General features: G+C 65.7%; 21 protein-coding genes. 12 read left to right on the top strand and 9 right to left on the bottom strand.

Annotated features, from left to right (window positions below; translation table 11 throughout):
- Positions 1-45: 45 nt before the first annotated feature.
- Positions 46-1,116, bottom strand: a complete 1,071-nt coding sequence (locus tag ACTUWL_RS29890; RefSeq protein WP_035650581.1) for a hypothetical protein — start codon at positions 1,114-1,116, stop codon at positions 46-48.
- A gap of 270 nt (positions 1,117-1,386) precedes the next feature.
- On the opposite strand from ACTUWL_RS29890, the gene ACTUWL_RS29885 reads away from it, so the two are divergent.
- Positions 1,387-2,418, top strand: coding sequence for a patatin-like phospholipase family protein (locus ACTUWL_RS29885; RefSeq protein WP_021077680.1), 1,032 nt, complete (start codon positions 1,387-1,389; stop codon positions 2,416-2,418).
- Positions 2,419-2,421: 3 nt separating this feature from the next.
- Here ACTUWL_RS29885 and ACTUWL_RS29880 read toward each other — a convergent pair whose 3' ends face one another.
- The gene (locus ACTUWL_RS29880) at positions 2,422-2,850 is read right to left on the bottom strand and encodes a CBS domain-containing protein (RefSeq protein WP_021077681.1); all 429 of its coding nucleotides are present in this window, start codon (positions 2,848-2,850) and stop codon (positions 2,422-2,424) included.
- A 191-nt stretch (positions 2,851-3,041) separates the two neighbouring features.
- Positions 3,042-3,839 (bottom strand): rhomboid family intramembrane serine protease, encoded by a 798-nt coding sequence (locus tag ACTUWL_RS29875; RefSeq protein WP_021077682.1) that lies wholly within the window; start codon positions 3,837-3,839, stop codon positions 3,042-3,044.
- Positions 3,840-4,328: 489 nt separating this feature from the next.
- Here ACTUWL_RS29875 and ACTUWL_RS29870 point away from each other — a divergent pair, with 489 nt between their 5' ends.
- The 7 genes from ACTUWL_RS29870 to ACTUWL_RS29840 all read left to right on the top strand — a co-directional run bounded on the left by ACTUWL_RS29870 (position 4,329) and on the right by ACTUWL_RS29840 (position 11,538).
- A complete protein-coding gene (locus ACTUWL_RS29870; RefSeq protein WP_021077683.1) occupies positions 4,329-4,883 on the top strand; it encodes a PAS domain-containing protein in 555 nt (184 codons plus the stop codon).
- A 129-nt stretch (positions 4,884-5,012) separates the two neighbouring features.
- Positions 5,013-6,746 carry an adenylate/guanylate cyclase domain-containing protein gene (locus ACTUWL_RS29865; protein WP_021077684.1) on the top strand — a complete coding sequence of 578 codons (1,734 nt, stop codon included), beginning with the start codon at positions 5,013-5,015 and terminating at the stop codon, positions 6,744-6,746.
- 64 nt (positions 6,747-6,810) lie between these two features.
- The gene (locus ACTUWL_RS29860) at positions 6,811-7,233 is read left to right on the top strand and encodes a cupin domain-containing protein (protein ID WP_021077685.1); all 423 of its coding nucleotides are present in this window, start codon (positions 6,811-6,813) and stop codon (positions 7,231-7,233) included.
- Between the two features lie 243 nt (positions 7,234-7,476).
- Positions 7,477-8,088: a tetratricopeptide repeat protein gene (locus ACTUWL_RS29855; protein ID WP_021077686.1), complete on the top strand. Its 612-nt coding sequence runs from the start codon at positions 7,477-7,479 to the stop codon at positions 8,086-8,088.
- A 49-nt stretch (positions 8,089-8,137) separates the two neighbouring features.
- The gene (locus tag ACTUWL_RS29850; protein WP_021077687.1) at positions 8,138-8,500 is read left to right on the top strand and encodes a hypothetical protein; all 363 of its coding nucleotides are present in this window, start codon (positions 8,138-8,140) and stop codon (positions 8,498-8,500) included.
- 101 nt (positions 8,501-8,601) lie between these two features.
- Positions 8,602-10,959 carry an Orn/Lys/Arg family decarboxylase gene (locus ACTUWL_RS29845; protein ID WP_021077688.1) on the top strand — a complete coding sequence of 786 codons (2,358 nt, stop codon included), beginning with the start codon at positions 8,602-8,604 and terminating at the stop codon, positions 10,957-10,959.
- A gap of 18 nt (positions 10,960-10,977) precedes the next feature.
- Complete coding sequence (locus tag ACTUWL_RS29840; RefSeq protein ID WP_021077689.1) at positions 10,978-11,538, top strand: GNAT family N-acetyltransferase; 561 nt, start codon at positions 10,978-10,980, stop codon at positions 11,536-11,538.
- 168 nt (positions 11,539-11,706) lie between these two features.
- Here the strand turns inward: ACTUWL_RS29840 and ACTUWL_RS29835 are convergent, their stop codons facing one another.
- Positions 11,707-11,928 carry a dodecin gene (locus tag ACTUWL_RS29835; protein WP_021077690.1) on the bottom strand — a complete coding sequence of 74 codons (222 nt, stop codon included), beginning with the start codon at positions 11,926-11,928 and terminating at the stop codon, positions 11,707-11,709.
- Positions 11,929-12,167: 239 nt separating this feature from the next.
- On the opposite strand from ACTUWL_RS29835, the gene ACTUWL_RS29830 reads away from it, so the two are divergent.
- Together ACTUWL_RS29830 and ACTUWL_RS29825 are read left to right on the top strand one after the other, a co-directional pair.
- A complete protein-coding gene (locus ACTUWL_RS29830; protein WP_021077691.1) occupies positions 12,168-12,749 on the top strand; it encodes an HdeD family acid-resistance protein in 582 nt (193 codons plus the stop codon).
- A 190-nt stretch (positions 12,750-12,939) separates the two neighbouring features.
- Positions 12,940-13,233 (top strand): hypothetical protein, encoded by a 294-nt coding sequence (locus tag ACTUWL_RS29825; protein ID WP_021077692.1) that lies wholly within the window; start codon positions 12,940-12,942, stop codon positions 13,231-13,233.
- 138 nt (positions 13,234-13,371) lie between these two features.
- Here the strand turns inward: ACTUWL_RS29825 and ACTUWL_RS29820 are convergent, their stop codons facing one another.
- Positions 13,372-14,112: a bestrophin-like domain gene (locus ACTUWL_RS29820; protein ID WP_021077694.1), complete on the bottom strand. Its 741-nt coding sequence runs from the start codon at positions 14,110-14,112 to the stop codon at positions 13,372-13,374.
- Positions 14,113-14,271: 159 nt separating this feature from the next.
- Between ACTUWL_RS29820 and ACTUWL_RS29815 the strand changes: the two genes are divergently transcribed.
- The gene (locus tag ACTUWL_RS29815) at positions 14,272-15,216 is read left to right on the top strand and encodes an ornithine cyclodeaminase family protein (RefSeq protein WP_021077695.1); all 945 of its coding nucleotides are present in this window, start codon (positions 14,272-14,274) and stop codon (positions 15,214-15,216) included.
- A gap of 56 nt (positions 15,217-15,272) precedes the next feature.
- Here ACTUWL_RS29815 and coaA read toward each other — a convergent pair whose 3' ends face one another.
- The 4 genes from coaA to ACTUWL_RS29795 all read right to left on the bottom strand — a co-directional run bounded on the left by coaA (position 15,273) and on the right by ACTUWL_RS29795 (position 19,895).
- Positions 15,273-16,205, bottom strand: a complete 933-nt coding sequence (gene coaA / locus ACTUWL_RS29810; RefSeq protein ID WP_021077696.1) for a type I pantothenate kinase — start codon at positions 16,203-16,205, stop codon at positions 15,273-15,275.
- Between the two features lie 87 nt (positions 16,206-16,292).
- Positions 16,293-18,551 (bottom strand): xanthine dehydrogenase family protein molybdopterin-binding subunit, encoded by a 2,259-nt coding sequence (locus ACTUWL_RS29805; RefSeq protein ID WP_021077697.1) that lies wholly within the window; start codon positions 18,549-18,551, stop codon positions 16,293-16,295.
- Complete coding sequence (locus ACTUWL_RS29800) at positions 18,548-19,030, bottom strand: (2Fe-2S)-binding protein (protein WP_021077698.1); 483 nt, start codon at positions 19,028-19,030, stop codon at positions 18,548-18,550. The genes ACTUWL_RS29805 and ACTUWL_RS29800 overlap by 4 nt, the downstream gene beginning before the upstream one ends.
- A gap of 4 nt (positions 19,031-19,034) precedes the next feature.
- Positions 19,035-19,895, bottom strand: coding sequence for an FAD binding domain-containing protein (locus ACTUWL_RS29795; protein WP_035650659.1), 861 nt, complete (start codon positions 19,893-19,895; stop codon positions 19,035-19,037).
- A gap of 364 nt (positions 19,896-20,259) precedes the next feature.
- Here ACTUWL_RS29795 and ACTUWL_RS29790 point away from each other — a divergent pair, with 364 nt between their 5' ends.
- Positions 20,260-21,870, top strand: coding sequence for an ABC transporter substrate-binding protein (locus ACTUWL_RS29790; RefSeq protein ID WP_021077700.1), 1,611 nt, complete (start codon positions 20,260-20,262; stop codon positions 21,868-21,870).
- Positions 21,871-22,070 lie beyond the last annotated feature (200 nt).

Here is a 22,070-nt window from a genome sequence, read left to right as displayed (position 1 = left end):
TGTTAGAGACTATGACAGTTGCGTGAAATGCAATTCGGTCAGGAGTCAGCGCGCCACGACCTCGACTTCGCCGTCGACGCCGTTGACGACGTTGAACGGGCGCTCGAACACCTTGCCCTCGTTCTTGGCGATCGCACGATACTCGCCTTCGGAGAGCACGACGCGCGGGAACGCGCCGATCGATTCCTTGATCACGTCGCCGCCCGGCGTGATCACCGACCACGCGGTGTTGGCGAGCGCCTCGCCGCCCTTCTCGCTGACCAGCTTGAGCGTGATGACGGCTGCGCGATGGGTGACGGTGACGTCGGTCAGCTTGCCCGCCGCGACGCGAATGTCGGAGCGCACCACCGAGTTGGCGTCGCCATAGTTGGAGACGATGTAGTAGGTGCCCTCCGGCAGCAGCGCGACGTCGCCGGCCGATACGTTCGGCACCAGGGGTCCGCGGTCCGAGCCGTCGAACTGACTGCCCTTGTAGATCGCGAACGAAATCTGGTTGGCCGGGATCTTGCTCGAGCCGACCCGGCCTTCGATCCGCAGCCCGCCGGCCGGCAGCACGAACGACTCGCGGTCGGTCTCCGATTTCAGGCTGACGGCGCGCACCGCACTGACGAGGCCGAGCGCGACATGGACGACGTAGTTGCCTGGCGGCAGCACCACGTTGGGCGTCGCGCCGCGTTCCTCGCGGATCAGCTTGTAGGTGCCGTTGTCATCCGGCTTGTCGGCGAACACCCGCCACACCAGCCCGCCATTGATCACCGGCAGATCCTTGCCGTACCGCGCCGTCAGCGACAGCACCGCCTGCCCCGCGGTCGGCGAGCCGGGCGGCGGCGTCACCGGGGGCACGGTCGCAATCGACGGCTGGACGATGGTCGGCTGGTTCAGCGGGCCGGGCAGCACGGGCCCCGATCCGGACCCGGACGGCGGCGCCAGATTGAGCGCCGGGCCGGACGGCACGTCCGGCACCGAGGCTGGCGGGATCGGCGGCGGCCGGTCGCTGAAGAACTGCGCAGAGCCGGACGTGGGGGTTAGGGCGAGCAAAAATGCCGCAAGCGCAAATAGCGGAAGGAGCCGCATGCCCCGCCCGCATCCGCCGATGCCGTTGCCCCTCGTAGTCATGTCAATGCTTTTCAACGAAAACGCGGCAAATTCAAGCCTTCGTCGAAGCTTCGTCACAGTCCTGGCGGGGTGTCACCCCAATTGGAACCGGCCGTTCACCCCGATGTTAGCCGTATCGTCGCGGTCCAGTCACAATCCCTGCCTACCGCGGTCGGACCGGGCATGAATCATGCCTCTCGGGAATAACCATGAACACGGACGACGCTGGCGCAGCCATGCCGCGCAGCCTAGTCTCGTGCTGGCAGGAGATTTGTCGTGTTGGATAGCTGGATGGGCCGCGGCCACAAGAGCTCCGACGGGCCCGACAAGGTCGGACTGGGAACGGTTCGCCGGCCGGTGATCGGGCTTGCGCTCGGCGGCGGCGCCGCGCGCGGTTTCGCCCATATCGGGATCATCAAGACCCTGCTTGCCCACGGCATCGTCCCCAACGTCGTGGTCGGCACCTCGATCGGCTCCGTGGTCGGCGGCGCCTATGCGGCCGGCCATATCGACACGCTGGAACAGTGGGCCCGCAGCCTGCAGCCGCGCAGCGTGCTCGGCTACCTCGACATCCGCCTCAACGGCTCGGGCCTGATCGGCGGCACCAAGCTGGCCGCCGAGATCGAAGCCGCGCTCGGCCAGGTCATTATCGAGGACCTCACGGTCAAATTCGCCAGCGTCGCGACCGAGGTCCGCACCGGGCACGAGATCTGGCTGACCCAGGGCCGCGTGGTCGACGCCATGCGCGCCTCCTACGCCCTGCCCGGCATCTTCGCGCCGGTGCTGATCGGCGACCGCTGGCTGGTTGACGGCGCGCTGGTCAACCCGGTGCCGGTTTCGGCCGCCCGCGCGCTCGGCGCCGAAATCGTCATCGCGGCGAACCTCTCCAGCGACGTGTTCGCGCACTCGACCACGATCTATAATCACGGGCCATCGGCCGCGCCCGAGGTGACGGTCGCGGTGACCGCCGAGGCGGACATCGAGCCGGAACCTCCGAAGCGGCGGTTTGGCCGCTTCTTCTCCGCCGAACGTACCGTGAAACGGGAGTTTTTCGGCAGCGCCAGCCGCCCCGGCATCTCCAGCGTCATGGTCGACGCCTTCAATATCATGCAGGACCGCATCACCCGTGCGCGCCTCGCCGGCGATCCGCCTGACATGCTGATCTCGCCGCGGGTCGGCCAGATCGGCTGGTTCGACTTCCACCGTGCCGACGAGCTGATCGCGCACGGCATCCGCGCAGCCGAACGCGCCATCGGCGCGATCGAGGAAGCGATCGAAATCCTGGTGCCGCCGTCGACCGGCGCGGGCACCACCGGGAAATAGCGCTCAGGCGGTCTTGATGTAGTCGCGCAGCGCCTCCTGCTCGCGCTCATATTCCTGCACGCGGCTCTTGACGATGTCGCCGATCGAGATCAGCCCGACCACCTTGCCGTCCTCGACGACAGGCAGATGGCGGAATTTTCCGGTGGTCATCATTTCCATCAGCGCGCTGACCGTATCGGACTGCCGGCAGCTCACGACCTTCCTGGTCATGACCGCGCTCACCGGCTCGTCCAGCGCGCCCGCGCCGCGCTCCGAGAGCACGCGCACGATGTCGCGCTCCGACAGGATGCCCTCCATCCGGCCCTGCTCCATCACCAGCACGGCGCCGATCTTGCGCTCGCCGAGCAGCTTCACCGCAGCCGAAAGCTTCGCGCCGGGCGCGACGCTCATGACCTGATGGCCCTTTGCATCGAGAATGGAACGTACCGTCATTGTCGCCTCCCTGAATCCGTCCGCGCCCCGCTTGAGCGGGATCGCGCCTGTTCGCCAGAGTCTTCAATCAACAGTTCCGCGCCGATTTCGGTTCCGGGGCGCGGTCGGTAGCTGGGCTCGATTTTGCCGGCCCGCTTTGTTTCTGTGTCGCAAAGATGATGGAGGAATTCGAACCGAGCCGCAAGCGGCGATCAGGCGCGGCCTGACTGGTCCATGGACGACGCATCTGCAGCATCGTCTCGCGCACGCGGTATCGGATCGAACAGCGAGAACAGCAGCAGCCCGGCGAGGAAGCCGCCGATATGCGCCTGCCAGGCGACGCTCGCCTCCTCGCCGCCGAGCGACAACGAGGTGGCGCCGAACAGGATATTGACGCCAAACCAGATCGCCAGGAAGGCGAGCACCCGTCCGTTGCGCAGCGCCCGCCACAGCGACAGCGCCGGCACTTTGGCGGCTGCCTCGGCATCGCCCCGACTGAACGACAGGAAGCTGCCCTTCACGAAGGCGAAACGGATTGCCGCCGCCATCGTCCCCGACACCGACGCCGATGCGCCGATCATCGGCGCGATCGCGTGCTCGTGGGTCAACAGATGCGCGAGCGCGCCTGCGGCCGCCGTCACCGCCATGAAGACGAAGAAGCGCACCGCGCCGAAGCGCCGCGCCAGCGCGCTGCCGAATGGCAACAGCCACAACACGTTGAAGCCGATATGGGTGAGGTTGGCGTGCAGCAGCGAATAGGTGACGAAGGTCCAGACCTTGGCGCCGTCCCCGCCCGGGAAGGTGATGTCGAGCAGCGTCGAATCGTAGCGCTTCGGGATGAAGCCGAAGACGTCGACGGTCCAGTTCTCCAGCTCCGGCGGCAGCAATACCCGCAGATGGATCACCGCGATCAGGAGGATGTAGGCGGTGAGCGCCCGCGGCAAGGTCAGGATCGGCTCGCGCGGCGCCTCCGGCGGCGGCGCGAGCGGGGATTCGGGATAGGAGTCCAAGGGGTCGGCGACCTCGAAAGCGGCTGTGGATCAGAGATAGGCGGCTTTCACACCCCTGTGCAAGTGCACAATCCCGAAATCGGACACCGGGTGTCGCTCGGCACCGGAATCGAGAAAAAAGAAAAGGGAGGGCGCTGAGAACACCCTCCCTGATCGGTTGGCCTTCGCGTGCCCCGAGAGGATCGGGAGAACATCCCCACCCCTCCCCGCACGGCGACCAAACTGTTTGACGCCACCTGTGTACCAACCACGCCGGCGCTTGGGGCAGCCGGCGAACGGGAACGCACGGACCCTATGCGGGCCGCCCGCCGACGCCAAGGACATAGTTAAATTTACGTTAACAACACAAAGCTGCCTATAAGACGCCCAAACCACGGCCGCGGCATGGACGCTGCACAGCCTTCCCTGCACAACAGACAAGGGAAGGCTTCTGAGCAAAACCGGGACAGATGTGTCCCGCCGAGACAGGTGCCGGGCAAGGTTCTTTAGATGAAACACAGCTCCAGCCGCGAATTCTTCGCCTATTGGAATGCGAAGCGCGGCACCGCGCGTGCACCCGACCGGAGCGAGTTCGAGCCGTCCGCGGTGCGCGAGCTGCTGTCCGACATCTTCGTGCTGTCCTATGACGGCGAAACCCGCTTCCCGTTCCGCGTCGCCGGCACCCGCATCTCCGCCCTGCTCGGCTGCGACCTGAAGAACCGCAGCTTTTCCGCCCTGTTCACCGACGAAAGCCGCGGCGAGATCGAAGAGATCATCACCTGCGTGGTCGAAGAGACCCTGCCGGCCATCGCCGGCATCAGCGCCACCGCCGAGACCGGATCCAAGGCGCACCTTGAATTGCTGCTGCTGCCCTTCACCGCCCGCGTCCACATGCCGGCGAGCCTCACCGGCCTGCTCGCCCCGTTCGAGGACGACGTCACCAGGCTCCACGACCTGGTCCTGACCTCGTGGCGTTACCTGCATCCCCAGGAGCGATTCGTGCCGCGGACCTTGCGCAAGCTCGCGATCGCGCGCGGCCTGATGGTCTACGAAGGGCTGCGCTAGCCCCCGACTCCGGTTTGGCGACGCGATGGAAGGCACCGGTCGCTTGCACCGCAGGCCGTGGAACTCTATTAGCTGGTTCGCCGCCATGGCGGGATTGACCCGCTTATTGCAGCCGCGGCGGGGCTCGGCATGTTTCGAAATTCGATCAGGCAGAAGATCGTCGGCATCGCCACGGGACTCATCATCCTCGCGGTGATCACCTCGCTGCTCTCCATGGTGATGGCGAGCCAGGTCGGCCACCTCCTCGATGAACTCACCAATCGCTACATCCCCGCCTACGGCCATCTCGCCCGCGTCAACATCCGCGCACTGGAGCGGTCGCTGGCGATGCGCCGGATGATGATGGCGAAGATGCAGCCGCCGGGCGAAGACGCAGGCTACGATGCGGCGCGCAAGACTTTCGACGAAGTCGAGCCGCTGATCAAGCGCGAGGCCGACGCCGCGCGCGTGCTGATCGCCTCGATCATCGCCGATCCCTCGACGCCCTCAGACAATGCCGCGCTCGGACGGCTCGACGACCGCATCGACAACGCCGTCAACGACCTCTTGATGCGCCTGAACGCCGAGAACAAGACGCTGCTCGGCCAGCTCGACAGCAAGGATTTCGCGGCCGCGCGACAGACCACGCTCCGCGCCGACGCCCTGCGCGACGAATTCAACACCAGGATCGAAGGCATCCGTGCCGACATGCTGGCGCAGGTCGGCTCGGCCGCGGCGAAGGTGACCGGCGCGCAGCAGCGGGCGATCATCATCTCCGGCGTCGTCACCGCCATCGCCGCGATCCTCGGCTTCGTATTCGCGATGCTGGTCGGCAGCGGCATCACGCGCCCGGTGATGCGCCTCCTGGAGGGCACCCGCGAGGTCGAGGCCGGCCGCCTCGACGGCAGCATCGCCATCACGACCCAGGACGAGATCGGCCAGCTGTCGGCCGCCTTCAACCGCATGATCGAGACGCTGCGTCACAACCAGCGTATCCGCGAGACATTCGGCCGCTACATCAATCCGCGGATCGCCGAGGGCCTGCTCGAGCAGCCGGCAATCGCCGCAACCGAAGGACAGCGCCGCATCATGACGGTGATGTTCTGCGACATGAAGGGCTTCACCAGCCTGAGCGAAGGCGTGACGCCGCGCGGCCTGGTCAAGATCATGAACCTCTATTTGTCGACGATGTCGGCGCCGGTCCACACCCATCGCGGCATCATCGACAAGTATATCGGCGACGCCATCATGGCCTATTGGGGGGCGCCCTTCGTCGAGGAGGCCGAGCAGACCCATCTGGCTGCGCTTGCCGCCATCGACATGATCGGCCAGGTCAACCAGCTCCGCAAGGATCTGCCCGAGCTGCTCGGCGTGCGCGCGATCCCGGCCGACTGCGACATCCGGATCGGCATCGCCACCGGCGAAGCGCTGGTCGGCAGCATCGGCTCCGAATTCATGATGAGCTACACGGTGCTCGGCGATACCGTGAACCTCGCCTCGCGGCTGGAAGGCGCCAACAAGTTCTACGGCAGCCGCAGCCTGATCTCGGAGGCCACCGCCGCGGCCTGCGCCTCGACCATCGAGCTGCGCGAGATCGACCGCCTCGTCGCCGTCGGCCAGACCCAGCCGGTCGCCGTGTTCGAGATCATCGGCAAGAAGGATGAGTTGACGCCGGCGCAGACCGACCTGCGGCAGCGCTACGCCGACGGTCTCGCCGCCTATCGCGAGCGCCGCTGGGACGACGCGGCGCGCGCGTTCGATGCCGCGCTGGCTGCCGTACCGGGCGACGGACCGTCGATCACACTGAAGGCGCGGGTTGAACGCTTCCGGCGCGATCCGCCGGCTGCCGATTGGGACGGTGCGTGGCACCTGGAGTCCAAGTAGAGCGGCTCGCCGGCGTCAGATCGCGCCGTCGCATATCCTGCACATCACCATGCACGAGACCATCATGCCTGAACTGATCAATCTTGGCGCCCTACAATTGAAGTTCCTGCACAGCAAGGAGACGACCGGCGGCAGCATCGACCTGTTCGAGATGACGTTGCAGCCGAACGCGCGGATGCCGATCCCGCATTATCATGAGAGCTGGGACGAGACGATCTACGGGCTGTCGGGCGTCTCGACCTGGCGGCTCGACGGCGAGGACATCGAGCTCGGCACCGGCGAGATGGTGTTCATCAAGCGCGGCATCGTGCACCGCTTCACCAACCGCTCGAACGGTCCCGCGACTTGTCTCTGCATGCTGAGCCCCGGCGCGCTCGGTCCGCAATACTTCAGGGAGATGGCAGCGCTGCTGACCGGCGGCGCGCCCGATCCCGCGAAGATGAAGGAAACCATGCTGCGTTACGGACTGGTGCCCGTGGCGCCTTGAACTCTCGGCGAGGTCCGTTTGCATCATCAATTGTCCTTGTCCCTGCACGTCAGATTCTAACACCGAAGTTAGTTTCGGTTCCGTCGTCGGATCGCGGACCAGCCCGCACGCAAATGCAACGTCCGGAAGCGACAGTGCGATTGCCGCATCGACAGATATTTTTCAGAACGCGAGGAATGCCTGCTGCGATCGGGAGTTAGTGCTTCAGATCAATGACTGTTCACGTCGAATCGGGAGGTGCGCATGATCAAGTCACCGGCGAAGCTCGCAATGCTTGCGGCATTTCTGACAGCGCCGATCATCATGTTGCCACAGCAGACTGCCCGCGCTGCCGGCGGCGGTGGTGGCGGCGGAGGAGCAGGCGGCGGTGAACTCTACGGCTCGAGCTACAGCACTCCTGCGCCGTCGTATCCCCAGGAGAAGGGCAGACGGACCACGCACAGGGTGAAGAAACCGGCCAAGCAATCCAGCTTCGACGATCCGGCATTCCGTGACGGCTATCGCGCTGCCTATGCAACGATCTACGAGCAGAACGACTATGCCGCCGCGATCGCGCAGTTGCACGCGCTCGGCAACGATGATCATCCGAACGTCGCCAACCTGATCGGCTACTCCTATCGCAAGCTCGGCGACTACAAGCAGTCGCAGGTCTGGTACGAGCGTGCGCTGAGGGCCGATCCGAACCACGTGCTGACGTGGAACTACTACGGCCTGTGGCAGATCGAGCAGGGCAACCGCGATGCCGCCCAATATCATCTGAGCCGGATTGCCGAAATCTGCGGCACAACGTGCGACGAATATCGCTCGCTGGCCGCGGCGCTCGAGAAACCGCCAGGGACAAGTCTCGTCTACTGAACAAGCCGCGCCTTCCTGCGCGAGAGCGATATACGCGGATAGGTCAGTCGTGGATGCCGCTGGTCCCCATTCAGACCGGCGCGACGCGGAGCAGCTCGGCGTCGCGCTCTCCCCCGGTGTCGACGAGATCTCGCTGGCGCTGGTCGTGGACGGCTGGTCGCGAACCTGTCGCTCGCACGCCGCGACGTTCTCCGCCACCGGCGGCGCGGTGACGAGCCGCAGCGGCCTGCGCATCTATCCGCAAACCGTGGCGACCAGCTGGCCCGCGGGCCGCCTGCTACCGGCAGTCGGCACCACGCCCGCGCATGCGCTCGACCAGACGCTTGCCGGGATCGAGGCGCGCGATGGCTCGGGCACAGCGGATTTGGTCGCCGTGCAGCTCGAATATCCGCGGGGCCAAGCCGTGCGCTGAAAAATGCCGCTCCAATCGCATTTGATAGTCTGCTATCCCCATTGTCATCTCTTTGTCATGAATTGTGCAGACAGGTTCAGCGGTACAGTTCGGGGACACGCATGGACTATTTCAAACGCTTCAACTTTCTGTTCGCCGCGCCGGTTTTCGAGTCCGACGACCTCGAAGGCATCCGCTTCAACCAGATCGTCACTGAGATCGAGCGCTCCGGCTTCGAGGTGGTGCGCGCCCGCAAGCTGGAAGACGCCGAGATCGCGGTGCAGACCGATGCCGCGATCGGCTGCATGGTGGTCGACTGGGGCAAGAAGGGCCTCGAGGGCAAGACCGCGGCCCTGATCAATCTGATGCGCCGCCGCGGCCTCGACTTCCCGATCCTGCTCCTGATCCGCCGCAAGCGCTTCGAGGACCTACCGGTCGAGGTGCTGGACTTCATCGACGGCTATGTGTTCCTGTCGGAGGAGACCCCGTCCTTCATCGCCAAGAACCTGATCTCCAGGCTGAAGCAATATGCCGAGAACCTGAAGACGCCGTTCTTCGGCGCGCTGGTCGACTATGCCGAGGAAGGCAACCAGCTCTGGACCTGCCCGGGCCACAATGGCGGCGTGTTCTACAGCCGCAGCCCGATCGGGCGGGTGTTCGTCGAGCATCTCGGCGAAGCCGTGTTCCGCGACGACCTCGACAATTCCGTGCTCGACCTCGGCGACCTCCTCACCCATGAGGGGCCGGCGCTGAAGGCGCAGAAGGAAGCGGCGCGGATCTTCGGCGCCGAAAAGACCTATTTCGTGCTCAACGGCACCTCGACCTCCAACAAGGTCGCACTCGGCTCGCTGGTCACCGACGGCGACCTCGTGCTGTTCGACCGCAACAACCACAAGGCAGCGCATCACGGCGCGCTGCTGCTCGGCGGCGGCATCCCGGTCTATGTGCCGACGGTACGCAACGCCTGGGGCCTGATCGGTCCGATGCGCTGGGATCTGCTCGACGAGGGCACGCTGCGCGACCACATCCGCAAGCATCCGCTGGTCAAGGACGAGAACGCCTGGAAGAAGGAGCGCCCGTTCCGCGTCGCCGTGGTCGAGCAGTGCACCTATGACGGCACCATCCACTCCGCCGAGATGATCCTGAAGCGGATCGGCCACCTCTGCGACTACATCCTGTTCGACGAGGCCTGGGCCGGCTTCATGAAATTCCACCCGATCTATGCCGGGCGGTTCGCGATGGGGCTCGCCAATCTCGGCCCCGAGGCGCCCGGCATCATTGCCACCCAATCGACCCACAAGCAGCTCGCGAGCTTCTCGCAGGCCTCACAGATCCATATCCGCGACCGCCACATCAAGGGCCAGAAGCGCCGGGTCGAGCACCGCCGCTTCAACGAAAGCTTCATGCAGCACGCCTCGACCTCGCCGTTCTATCCGATCTTCGCCTCGCTCGATGTCGGCGCGCAGATGATGAAGGGCCGCTCCGGCGAAGTGTTGTGGGACGACACGATCCGGCTCGGCATCGAGCTGCGCAAGAAGATCCGCGCGGTGAAGCGCGAGTTCGAGGAAAAGGAGACGCGCCCCGAGCGGCGCTGGTTCTTCGAGCCGTTCGTGCCCGACCGCGTGATGATCCCTGATGCCGCCCGCGAGAACGGCGTGCACAATGTCGCCTGGGAGACCATCTCGACCGACCAGCTCGCGACCACGCCATCCTACTGGCAGCTCAATCCCGGCGAGACCTGGCACGGCTTCCCCGAGCTGACGGCCGGCTTTGCCATGACCGACCCGAACAAGCTCACCTTGCTGACGCCGGGCTTCGACCATGCCACCGGCGCCTATGCCGATCACGGCATCCCCGCGCCGGTCGTGGCGCAGTATCTGCGCGAGAACCAGATCGTCGCCGAGAAGAACGACCTCAACTCCCTGCTCTTCCTGCTGACGCCCGGCGTCGAGGCCAGCAAGGCCGGCACGCTGGTCTCCGGGCTCGTCGCCTTCAAGAAGCTGCACGACGACAACGCGCTGATCGAGGACGTCATCCCGGAATTCTTCCGCCGCCGCCCGCAACGCTACACCGGCGTGCGGCTGCGCGATCTCTGCGGCGACATGCACCGCTTCTTCCGCGACGGCGGCGTCAGCACGCTGCAGGCCAGGCAATTCCTGCCCGAGCACCTGCCCGAGATCGCGATGTCGCCGCGCCAGGCGGCGCAATATTTGATCCGCAACGACGTCGATTATCTGCCGATCGACCAGATCTTCGGCCGCGTCGCCGCGACGCCGTTCGTGGTCTACCCGCCCGGCATCGCCACCATCGTGCCCGGCGAGCGGCTGTCGGAACGAAGCAAGCCGATGATCGATTATCTCAAGATGTTCGAGGCGAGCTTCAACGCGTTCCCGGGCTTCGAGGTCGAGGTGCAAGGCATCTACAAGGAGATCGACGACGCCGGCCGGGTCCGCTTCTACACCTATGTCGTGTCCGAATAGGCCGGCGGACGCAGCACAATGGAGAATGATCACAAGATCACCGTCCGTGCCTCGCGCGACAGCGACGTCGATGCGATGCTGTCGATCTACCGCCACCACATCCGCCACGGCATCGAGGAGAGCGTCGACGACAACGGCACGCCAGAGCCCGACGATCTACGCGACCGCCGCAAGAATTTGCGCAACACCCGCCTGCCGCATCTGGTCGCGGTGTGCGACGGCGAGGTGGTCGGCTACGCCTATGTGGTCCAGTTCCGCAAGCGCCCGGCCTACCGCTACACGGTGAAGCATTCGATCTACATCCACCACCGCTTCATCGGCAAGGGCGTCGGCGGCCGGCTGCTGCAGGAGCTGGTCGACACCTGCGCCGCGGCCGGCTTCCGCCAGATGATCGGCTACATCGACAGCGACAACGCCGCATCGCTCGCGCTGCACGACCGCTTCGGCTTTGCCCGTGTCGGTCACCTGCCGGGCGTCGCCTATCGTTACGGCCGCTGGTCCGACACCGTGATGGTACAACGCTCGCTCGCCGCCGGCTCGACCGCCCCGCCGCCCCCCGCGCCGCTGTCGCGGCGGTGATGGGGGCCTTCCGCTTCCCGTCATTCCGGGGTTCGCAGAGCGAGAGCCCGGAATCCATTTCGCCGCAATTGTGCGGCCCGACGGATTCCGGGTTCGTGCTTCGCACGCCCCGGAATGACGGCGGGGAGAAACACCACTCGCTTCAACAGCTCGGCCGTACGCGCGCCCCTACTCCAGCGTGAAGCCGACCCGCAGCGTCACCTGATAATGCGCAACCTTGCCGCCCTCGATGTGGCCCCGAGTCTGCACCACCTCGAACCACTTCATTTCCCGGATCGTCTTCGACGCGCGGCTGACCGCATTCTCGATCGCCGCCTCGATGCTTTTGTCCGATGATCCGACCAGTTCGAGGATCTTGTAGACGTGGTCCTTGTCGTGCGTCGTGGGCATGTCGACCTCCTCTGTAGATGCGCGATCCGGACAATCTGTAGTCCGATCTGGACAGTTTGTCGTCTGATGCAAACCGGCTGTCGCCGAACCAATGCTGCGCGGCAACACGCCGGTTGATTTGAATCAACGTGTCGCGGCGCATTTAGTGCCAACTGCATTTGGCGCCAACTTTGCAACTGCCCTTGTCCGCGCCTTGACCTATGGTAGCATGGTTTGATCAAGCATTCGGGAGCGATACGATGTCGACTGCGTCCAGCTCACCCGCCACACCTCCTCACAGCCTCGGATCCGGGCTTGCCAACCTTCGCGCGAAGTGGGGCTGGATCGTCGCCCTCGGCGTGATCTACCTGATCGCCGGCGTGCTCGCCTTCGGCAGCGTGTTCTTCGCCACCGTCGTCAGCGTGCTGTTCGTCGGCGCCATGATGATCGTCGCAGGCGTTGCTGAGATCATCAACGCGTTCCAGTTCAAGACCTGGGGCAAGTTCCTGTTCTGGCTGCTCCTCGGCGCGCTCTACGTCGTCGCGGGCTTCATTACCTTCGAGAACCCACTACTCGCCGCGGCGACGCTGACGCTGTTCCTCGGCGTAGCTCTCGTGGTGTCCGGCATTGTCCGCATCTTCCTGGCGTTCGGCATGAACTCGGCCGCGCCGTGGGGCATGGTCGCGATCTCCGGGCTGATCACGCTCGTGCTCGGCGCCATGATCCTGGCGCGCTGGCCGGTGTCGAGCCTCTACGTGCTCGGCATCTTCCTCAGCGTCGACTTGATCTGCGCCGGTGTCAGCTGGATCAGCATGGGCATGGCGCTGAAGCAGCGCGCCTGAGCGCGCAAGGCGCCCGCGAACCTGCCGGCATCGCTTGAGGCGCGAGCCTTACGTGAAGGCGCGCGCCTTAACGTTGTCGTGTCCAGATCGCAGAATCGCAGCTTCCCGCTCGAACCCACTTCCATCAGGTCCCGTCCAATTTTGCGAGCGGGCCATTCCGGTTTCGCCGAACCGAAGGATGGAATTTCCTATGTCGATGCGATCAAGGTTTTCATCAGTGACATTACTCACCGTTGCGAGCACCACCGCGTCGGCGGCAGCCGCCGTGCTGGCCACTACCGTCGCCACGACGGCGCTGACGACCACGGCAGCCCATGCATTTCAGCCGCGATTCGATCCGCCCTGCAGTTTCCTGATCTTCGCAGGATGCGGGCAGCCTGTGTCAACGGCCGATCCGGGTCGCGCGCGCAACCGCGACATCTCGCCGGACTACATGAAACAATCCGATCCCCGTTACAATCAGGCCCTGATGAACGGGGGCTGAGGTGGTGGTGGTGGTGGCGGCGGCGGTGGTGGCGGCGGCCGCTAGCGGGTTGGCGTTGGAACGTCGGGCGGGTGAGCGATGGCGCAACCCGCCCAACAAGGCCAACCTCAGGGCTGCGCGAGGTGCCAGTAACGGCTGCTATCGCCTGATCTCCTCGGCTGCGCGCACCAGCGGGCGGTCGGAGAGCTGGATCGGGCCGGAGAACGGCGTGCTCATTTCGAGGATCAGATAGATCGCGGCCGCGATCAGCGCCGCCGCGGCGACGGTGATCGAGATCACGACCGCGTTGCGCGGCGCACGAAAGCCCAGCGTCGCGAACATCAGCGTCAACCAGCCGACCAGGATGCAGATCAGCGGCGACGGAAACGAACCGTCGGACTGCTCGACAAAGGTCCAGCGCTGCTGCACTGCCTGCCGGTAGACCGACCGGGCCTCGTTCCACAGCGCGATCTTCTGCTCGTCGTTGAACTTGAGCTCGCGGAGACTGTTGCCGACCTGGTCGAGCAGATGTTCGGACACCTCGTTCGCGCGCGAGATCGGCGCATCCTTGAGCGCCTGCTCGACATAGGCGAGCAGCCGCTTGCGCGGCTCGTCGGCGCTGGGGCCGAGCGGCCGCATGCTGCGGTCGAGCAGGATGAGATCGGTGGCGAAGACATGCAGATTGCGGTCGACCGCCACATAGGTGTTGGCGGCATTGTTCATCATCAGGCCGAGCAGCAGCGACGGCATGGTGACGAACAGGGTCGCAACCAGGCGTACCGAGGTATTGGTCTCGTCGCTGCGGTGATGGTCCGCGAGCTGGGCATGGATCGCCATGGTCGCGAGCGCCGCACCGGTCAACAGTACGAAGATCAGGATGGCGACGACGACTGCAACCACGGCTTGCGGAGACCTGCGAGAGAATCAGGTGCACAGGATAGCAAGTGCCACGCGGCGGTGCATGTTGACTGCCCTTCCCCACGCGCTATCCAGTGCGGGCCAGATTGAGGGCGTCCGACGCGCCCCGGAGAGCGCAAGCGCGCTGTGGAGGAGACTGACGTGCATATTGTCGACGACAGCGAGGTCAACCGCGTCCTGAGCTTTCCGGTCCTGATCGAGGCGATCGAGGCCGCGCACCGGCGGCCGAAGATTGCGGTGCATGACAGCTATCTCGGCGACGACAAGGGCCAGCAGCTGGTGACCCGCAGCGCGGTCGATGCCGGTCGCTTCATGATGACCAAGCTGTACACCAGCTTCCCGGGCAACCTTGCCCACGGCAAGCTGCCGGCGGTGCAGGCGGTCTGCGTGCTGTTCGACGGCAATGACGGCCGGCCGCTCGCGGTGATGGACGCCGCCGAGATCACCCATTGGAAGACCGCGGCGGACTCTGCGCTCGGCGCCAAGCACCTGGCGCGGCCCGACGTCGAGACGCTGCTGGTGGTCGGCGCCGGCGAGATGGCGCACTGGCTGGTGCGCGGCCACCGCACGGTGCGGCCGTCGCTAAAGCGGGTCCGGATCTGGAATCGGACCATCGCGCGTGCCGAGGAACTCGCCGCGCAGCTCGAAGGCGAAGGGATTGCCGCCGAGGCCGTCACCGACCTCGACGCCGCGACCCGCGAGGCCGACATCATCACCACCTGCACCCGCTCGCGCGCGCCGCTGGTCAAGGGTGCCAATTTGAAGCCCGGCACCCATCTCGACCTGGTCGGCGGCTTCACCCCCGACACCCGCGAATCCGACGACGAGGCGGCGCAGCGCTCGCGCATCTTCGTCGACCGCCGCGAATCCGCCTTCGACGGCGTCGGCGACATCCTGCAGCCGATCGCCAGCGGCGCGATCAAGGAGAGCGACGTGCTCGGCGACCATTACGACCTCGCCGGCGGCAAGGTGAAGGGCCGCTTGTCGGATAGCGACATCACCTTCTTCAAGAACGCCGGCGGCGGGCATCTCGATCTGATGACCTGCGAGACGGTGCTTGCGCAGCTGGGGAAGGAGTTGCGGTAACGACAAGGACCGAGGGCAGGCTAGCGAAGCGTAACTCGCCCGACGCCGTGACGCGGCTACGTCTCCCGCAGCCAGACCTCGCCGATCGAGTGATCGGAGCGCTTGCGCAGCACGACGTCGGCGCGGGTCCGCGTCGGCAGGATGTTCTCCCTGAGATTGGCGCGATGATGCTCGCGCCACAGCCGCTCCGCCACCTCGCGCGCGTCGCTCGGCGGCAGGTCCCGGTAATGGTGAAAATAGGACGCCGGGTTTCGGAACGCGGTTGGCTGCAGCTTGAGGAAGCGCTCGACATACCAGGACTGGATGTCGGCCTCGTCGGCATCGAGATAGATCGAGAAGTCGAAGAAATCCGACACCACCACCGGCGCATTGCCGCGCGCCAGCAGCACGTTGAGGCCCTCGAACACCAGGATGTCCGGCAGCCGGATCAGCTGCCGCTCCGACGGCACGATATCGCCGATCAGATGCGAGTACACCGGCAATTCCAGCTCGCCCTCGCCCGCCTTGGCCGCCGCGAGGAAGCGCAGCATCCGCGGCAGGTCGTAGCTGTCGGGAAAGCCCTTGCGCCGCATCAGGCCGCGCTCTTCCAGGACGGCGTTGGCATGCAGGAAGCCGTCGGTCGTCACCAGCTCGACGCGCGGATGATCGGCCCAGCCGGCCAGCAGCGCGCACAGCACGCGGGCAAAGGTGCTCTTGCCGACGCCGACACTCCCGGCCAGTGCGATGATGTAGGGCGAACGCCGCGCCGGCCGGCCGAGAAATTCCGCCTTCACCTGCATCAGATTGCGCGCCGCCGAGAAATGCAGGTTCAGCAGCCGCGTGAGCGGCAAGTAGACGTCGGAGACTTCGGCCGTCGTGATCGGCCCATTCAAGCCGCGCAACGCCGCAAGATCGGCCTCCGAGAGCGTCAGCGATGTGCTGGCCCGCAATGCGGCCCAGTCGCTGCGGCTGAAGATCATGTAAGCCGAGAGTTCGTCGGGGTTGGTCATCCCGCGATCTTGCCGAGGCAAAGACTGCCGCGTCAATGGCACAGAACCGTGGAGCGGGTTAGCGAACCCTAACCCGCCCGACGCTCCCTACTCCGCGGCCTGCTGCGTCGGCGCATCGAGCGCTGCCGAGACCTTCGGCGGCGACATCGGCAGGCTGTAGAAGCGCTTGCCGAGCGCATTGTGGACGGCGTTGGCGACTGCGGCCATGACGGGGACCAGCGGCACCTCGCCGACGCCCTTGACGCCCTGCGGATGCTTCGGGTTCGGCACCTCGACCAGCGCGCAGTCGAGCATCGGCAGGTCGGAGCAAACCGGCATGCGATAATCGAGGAAGCCCGGATTATCGACCTTGCCGTCCTTGTTGTAGATGTACTCCTCGTTCAGCGCCCAGCCGATGCCCTGCGCGACGCCGCCCTGCAGCTGGCCCTCGACATAGCTCGGATGCACGGCGCGGCCGACATCCTGCACGGCGGTGTAGCGGATCACCCTGACGATGCCGAGATCGACATCGACCTCGACGTCGCAGATATGGGTGCCGAAGCCGCCTTCGGCGCCTTGGGTGTTGAGCTGCACGCTGGCGCCGATCGGTCCGCCCTGCGACGGCGCCTTCTCGGCGAGGTCCGCGAGCGTCAGCGGCTCGAACTGGCCGGCATTCGGACTGACCGGATGCGCGGCGCCGTTCTCCCACTTCACCGCTTCAGGATCGATCTCCCAGATCTTCGCAGCCCGCTCGCGCAAGGTCGCGATCACCTTGTCGGCGGCCTGCGTCACCACCATCGAGGAGGCGAACAGCACGCGGCTACCACCGGTCAGGTTGGAGAAACCGACGGTCTGGGTATCGCCGATGATGACGGAGACGCGCTTGTAGTCGATGCCGAGCAGCTCGGCGCAGATGTTGGCGATGCCGGCGCGCGAGCCGCCGATATCGGGATGCCCCGTCGTGACGACGACGTTGCCGTCCTCGGTGATGTTCACCTGCGCTGAGGATTCACCGCCGGCATTGAACCAGAAGCCGCTAGCGACGCCCCTGCCCTGCAATTTGCCGAGCGGCGCGGCATAATGCGGATGGTTCTTCGCAGCCTCCAGCGTCTCGATATAGCCGATGCGCGGGAACACCGGGCCGTGCGCGGCCTTGGTGCCCTCCTTCGCTGCGTTCTTCAGCCGCAGCGCCAGCGGATCCATCTTGAGCGCCTCGGCGAGCTCGTCGAGCACGCATTCGACCGCATAGGCGCCGATCGGCGCGCCGGGCGCGCGATAGGCCGCGACCTTGGAGCGGTTGGAGCAGACGTCGAAGCCTTCCGACAGCACATGCGGAATGTCGTAGGGCGCGAAGCTGCAGCCGACCGCGCCGCGGATCGGCGAGCCAGGAAAGGCGCCGGCCTGCAGATAGAAGCTGCCATGCGCGGCGACGATGGTGCCGTCCTTCTTCGCACCGATCCTCACCGTGCTCTTCGAGCCCGAGGTCGGCCCGGTGGCGCGCATCACCTCCTCGCGGGTCATCACCATCTTGACCGGGCGTCCGGACTTCTTGGCGAGCAAGGTCGCTAGCGGCTCGAGATAGACGATGGTCTTGCCGCCGAAGCCGCCGCCGATCTCGGCGGGGATGGCGCGGATGTCGCTCTGCGGGATTCCCGTCAGCATCGAGGTCATCGCCCGCACCATGAACTGGCCCTGGCTCGACGACCAGATCGTGGTCTTGCCGTCGGCCGCGACCGAGATCAGGCAGGCATGCGGCTCGATATAGCCCTGGTGCACCGGGCGCGTGGTGAAGGAGCGCTCGATCACGATCTCGGCGTCCTTGAATCCTGTCGCGATGTCGCCCTTCCTGGATTCGATGCGGCCCATGATGTTCGAGGGCTTGCCGTCGAATTTGTTGAACTCGTGCAGGATCGGCGCGTCAGGCTTGAGCGCGTCGTCGATCTCGATCGCCCAGGGCAAAACCTCGTAGTCGACCTCGATCAGCTTGCAGGCTTCCGCCGCGATCGCCTCCGTGGTCGCGGCGACAGCGGCGACGGGGTGGCCGGGGAACAGCGCCTTGTCGCGCGCCATCACGTTGCGGCACATCCAGCGCATGTCCTGGATGCCGAGCATCACGGCGCCCTTCTCGATCGTGAAGTCGACGATGTCGCGCGAGGTGACCACCGCTTTCACGCCGGGCAGCGCCTCGGCCTTGGCGGTGTTGATCGCCTTGATGCGGGCATGCGGATGCGGGCTGCGCAGCACCTTGCCCCAGATCATACCGGGCATCGTGGTGTCGGCGGCAAACGCCGCGCGGCCGGTGACCTTGTCGACGCCATCCGGCCGGATGGTGCGCTGGCCGATCCATTTGTTGTTGACGACGTTCATCGCGCAGTCTCCCGCATTTCAGCCGCGGTCTCCATCACCGCGCGGACGATCTTGTCGTAACCGGTGCACCGGCAGAGATTGCCGGCGAGCCAGAAGCGGACTTCCTCTTCGGTCGGATTGGAATTCCTGGCGAGCAGCGCCTCGGAGGCGACCAGCATGCCCGAGGTGCAGATGCCGCACTGGAGCGCTGCGTGCTCCAGGAACTTCTGCTGCAACGGGTGCAGCCTGTCGCCCTTGGCCATGCCCTCGATGGTCCCGATCTCGTGGCCTTCGGCTTCGGCCGCGAGCATCAGGCAGGAGCAGACGAGGCGGCCATCGAGCGTGATCGAGCAGGCGCCGCAATCGCCGGACGAGCAGCCTTCCTTGGAGCCGGTGAGCCCCAATTGCCCGCGCAGTGCGTCGAGCATGGTCTCATAGGGCTCGCACAGGAATTCGACCGGCTCACCGTTGACCGAGGTGGTGACGTGCAGTTTCGCCATGGTGCTAATGTCCTCCCGCGCGCTGGGCGGCGATCGCGGCGGTGCGCTTGAGCAGCACGCCGGCGGTTTTGATCCGGTAAGCGATGGTGCCGCGCTTGTCGTCGATCGGACGGCAGGCGGCGCGGCACGCGGCAGCAGCAGCTTCGAGCGCCGCATCGTCGAGCTTCGAGCCAACAAGCGCTTGCGCTGCGGGTGCGACCAAGAGCGCCGTCGGCGCCACCGCGCCGAGGCCGACACGGGCCGCGGTGCAGGCGCCGTCCTTTAACGTCAGGCTGACGCCGATGCCGACCACCGCGATGTCCATCTCGGTGCGCGGAATCATCCGCAGGTACGCATCACCCGAGCCCTTGGGCCGTGGCGGCAGCGCAAAACTGACGAGAATCTCGCCGGGCTTGAGGTTGGTGCGGCCCGGTCCGGCCGGCACGTCCTCGACCTTGATCTCGCGGCGGCCGTTCGGGCCCTGCACGGTGACGATGGCACCCGCCGCGATCATCGCCGGTACGCTGTCGCCGGCCGGCGAGCCGTTGCAGAGATTGCCGCCGGCGGAGGCCCGGCCCTGCACCTGCTTGGAGCCGATCAGGTTGACGGCCTCGAGCACGCCCGGCCACACCTTGCCGAAACGCGGATGCTCGGCGAGCGCCATGCCGGAGACGGCGGCGCCGACGCGGAAACCGCCATCGGCGGTCTCGGTGATTTCGGTCATCTCGCCGATCTTCTTGATGTCGACGATCAATCCCGGCCGCACCAGGCCGGAGCGCATTTGCACCAATAAGTCGGTACCCCCAGCCATAATGCGGGCGGCACTCCCGGCGGCAGCAAATGCGCCAATCGCTTCATCAAGCGTGCGCGGTGCTACGTATCGGATATCGGTCATGACGGTTCTTCTGGTCTCCCTCGGCTGCTTGTCAGCGCTGCTTGTTCCCGTTGGGGGATATGGCCTTATTGCTGGCCGGCAGACCGCAAGCCTACACGCCTGATCGGCGTCCGAACAGCCGTCGAGGTGCGGCAGGAAGCACAGGCTCCCATGCAGGATGTGCCCTTGCGCGGTGCCGAAGGGCCCGTCGACGGTTGCAGTCGTCGAACATTCGCGCGTCACCAATCCATGCGAAGGCGCGCCGAAGTGCGGTAATCGGCGGCGCGGCCCTTGCTTGCTTTCAACCACGAATTCGTGAAGCATGCCGGTCGCTGCGGCAGGGATGCCCGCGCAACGACAGATCGGGAGATGGTGGATGGCGGATGTTTCGCGCAGAACACTCCTCAAGCTCGCGGCCAGCCTGCCGCCTGCGATGGCGACCCCGGCCATCCTGTCATCGCGCGCCGTCGCCGCGGCCAGGGGCAAGACCATCACTGCGGTGATGCATTCGGACCTGCGCATCATCGATCCCGGCTTCACCTCCGCCTACATCACCCGCGACCACGGCTACATGGTCTACGACACGCTGCTCGGCATCGATTCCAGCTTCAAGGTCCGGCCGCAGATGGCAGACTGGACGATCTCCGACGACAGACTGACCTACACCTTCACGCTGCGCGACGGCCTGAAATGGCATGACGGCGCGCCCGTCACGGCCGAGGACTGCATCGCCTCGCTGAAGCGCTGGACCGCCGTCGACGGCATGGCGCAGAAGCTCGCCGAATTCACCGCTTCGCTCGAGGCGAACGGCCCGAAGGCCATCGTGCTCAAGCTCAAGGAGCCCTATGGCCTGGTGCTGGAGTCGCTGGCAAAGCCCTCCTCCTATGTCGCGTTCATGATGCCGAAGCGGCTCGCCGAGACACCGCCCGGCAAGCAGATCCCCGAGCAGGTCGGCTGCGGGCCGTTCAAGTTCGTGGCCGGCGAATTCCAGCCGGGCGTCAAGGCGGTCTATGAGCGCAACGCCGACTACGTGCCGCGCAAGGAAAAGCCGGATTGGCTGGCGGGCGGCAAGGTCGCCAAGGTCGATCGCATCGAATGGATCACGATGCCCGACGCGCAGACCGCGATCAACGCGCTGCAATCCGGCGACATCGATTTCCTGGAACAGCCCTCGATCGACCTGCTGCCGGTGCTCGAGGCCAATTCCGATCTGACCGTGGCCGTGCTGAACAAGTTCGGCTTCCAGATCGAGGGCCGGATGAACTTCCTGCATCCGCCGTTCGACAATCCCAAGATCCGCCGCGCCGCCTTCCTGGCGATGAACCAGAAGGACGTGCTCGACGCCACCGTCGGCAACGCGAAGTTTTACGAGATCTGCGGCTCCTATTTCGCCTGTGACACGCCGCTCGCCAGCGACGTCGGCGCGGAGACGCTGATCAAGGGCAACGGCATGGCCGAGGCCAAGAAGGCGCTCGCCGGCTCGGGCTATGACGGCACGCCGGTCGTGATCATGATCCCCGGCGACGTGCAGACGCTGAAGGGGCCGCCGACGGTCGCGGCGCAACTGTTGCGCGCGGCCGGCTTCACCGTCGACGCGCAGGTGACGGACTGGCAGACCGTGGTGAGCCGCCGCGCCAGCCAGAAGCCGCCCAAGGAAGGCGGCTGGAACCTGTTCTTCACCTTCACCGGCGCCACCGAAGTGATGAACCCGATCGTCAACAACCAGATCGCCGCGACCGGCAAGAAAGCCTGGTTCGGCTGGCCCGAAGACGCCAAACTCGAGCAGATGCGCGATGCCTATGCGCGCGCAACCTCGCCCGAGGAGCAGAAGAAGTTCGCGGTCGAGATCCAGAAGGAAGCCTACGAGCAGGTGATCTACCTCCCGCTCGGCCAGTTCCGCTTGCCGAGCGCCTGGCGCAAATCGCTGACCGGCGTGCTCGAAGGCCCGGCGCCGCCGGTGTTCTGGAACGTCGACAAGACCGAGTAATCGCGCGCGACCAAAAAACGCGAAAACAACCCCATGCAAAGGAGCCGGCGGCTCGACAAGGCCGCTTGACATGTCGGGCAACTCAGGGATAAATTTCTAATATTCCGAAATCGTGTAAATCTCGGCCGCGCCGGCAATCGCATCCGCGCTGCTCTTGCAGGCGAAGGACTCGCGAGATGAATGCCCGTGGACTCTCGAAG

This window comes from Bradyrhizobium sp. WCU1, from assembly GCF_053474805.1.
This window is presented reverse-complemented; position numbering and strand designations above follow the sequence as displayed.

Excerpts from the sequence above, each read along its gene's own strand:
- ACTUWL_RS29840 (WP_021077689.1), top strand. The coding sequence starts at position 10,978 with ATGGAGAATGATCACAAGATCACCGTCCGTGCCTCGCGCGACAGCGAC.
- ACTUWL_RS29885 (WP_021077680.1), top strand. The coding sequence starts at position 1,387 with ATGGGCCGCGGCCACAAGAGCTCCGACGGGCCCGACAAGGTCGGACTG.
- ACTUWL_RS29855 (WP_021077686.1), top strand. The coding sequence starts at position 7,477 with ATGATCAAGTCACCGGCGAAGCTCGCAATGCTTGCGGCATTTCTGACA.
- ACTUWL_RS29880 (WP_021077681.1), bottom strand. The coding sequence starts at position 2,850 with ATGACGGTACGTTCCATTCTCGATGCAAAGGGCCATCAGGTCATGAGC.
- ACTUWL_RS29890 (WP_035650581.1), bottom strand. The coding sequence starts at position 1,116 with ATGACTACGAGGGGCAACGGCATCGGCGGATGCGGGCGGGGCATGCGG.
- ACTUWL_RS29835 (WP_021077690.1), bottom strand. The coding sequence starts at position 11,928 with ATGCCCACGACGCACGACAAGGACCACGTCTACAAGATCCTCGAACTG.
- ACTUWL_RS29830 (WP_021077691.1), top strand. The coding sequence starts at position 12,168 with ATGTCGACTGCGTCCAGCTCACCCGCCACACCTCCTCACAGCCTCGGA.
- ACTUWL_RS29790 (WP_021077700.1), top strand. The coding sequence starts at position 20,260 with ATGGCGGATGTTTCGCGCAGAACACTCCTCAAGCTCGCGGCCAGCCTG.
- ACTUWL_RS29800 (WP_021077698.1), bottom strand. The coding sequence starts at position 19,030 with ATGGCGAAACTGCACGTCACCACCTCGGTCAACGGTGAGCCGGTCGAA.
- ACTUWL_RS29870 (WP_021077683.1), top strand. The coding sequence starts at position 4,329 with ATGAAACACAGCTCCAGCCGCGAATTCTTCGCCTATTGGAATGCGAAG.
- ACTUWL_RS29825 (WP_021077692.1), top strand. The coding sequence starts at position 12,940 with ATGTCGATGCGATCAAGGTTTTCATCAGTGACATTACTCACCGTTGCG.
- ACTUWL_RS29845 (WP_021077688.1), top strand. The coding sequence starts at position 8,602 with ATGGACTATTTCAAACGCTTCAACTTTCTGTTCGCCGCGCCGGTTTTC.
- ACTUWL_RS29860 (WP_021077685.1), top strand. The coding sequence starts at position 6,811 with ATGCCTGAACTGATCAATCTTGGCGCCCTACAATTGAAGTTCCTGCAC.
- ACTUWL_RS29805 (WP_021077697.1), bottom strand. The coding sequence starts at position 18,551 with ATGAACGTCGTCAACAACAAATGGATCGGCCAGCGCACCATCCGGCCG.
- ACTUWL_RS29865 (WP_021077684.1), top strand. The coding sequence starts at position 5,013 with ATGTTTCGAAATTCGATCAGGCAGAAGATCGTCGGCATCGCCACGGGA.
- coaA (WP_021077696.1), bottom strand. The coding sequence starts at position 16,205 with ATGACCAACCCCGACGAACTCTCGGCTTACATGATCTTCAGCCGCAGC.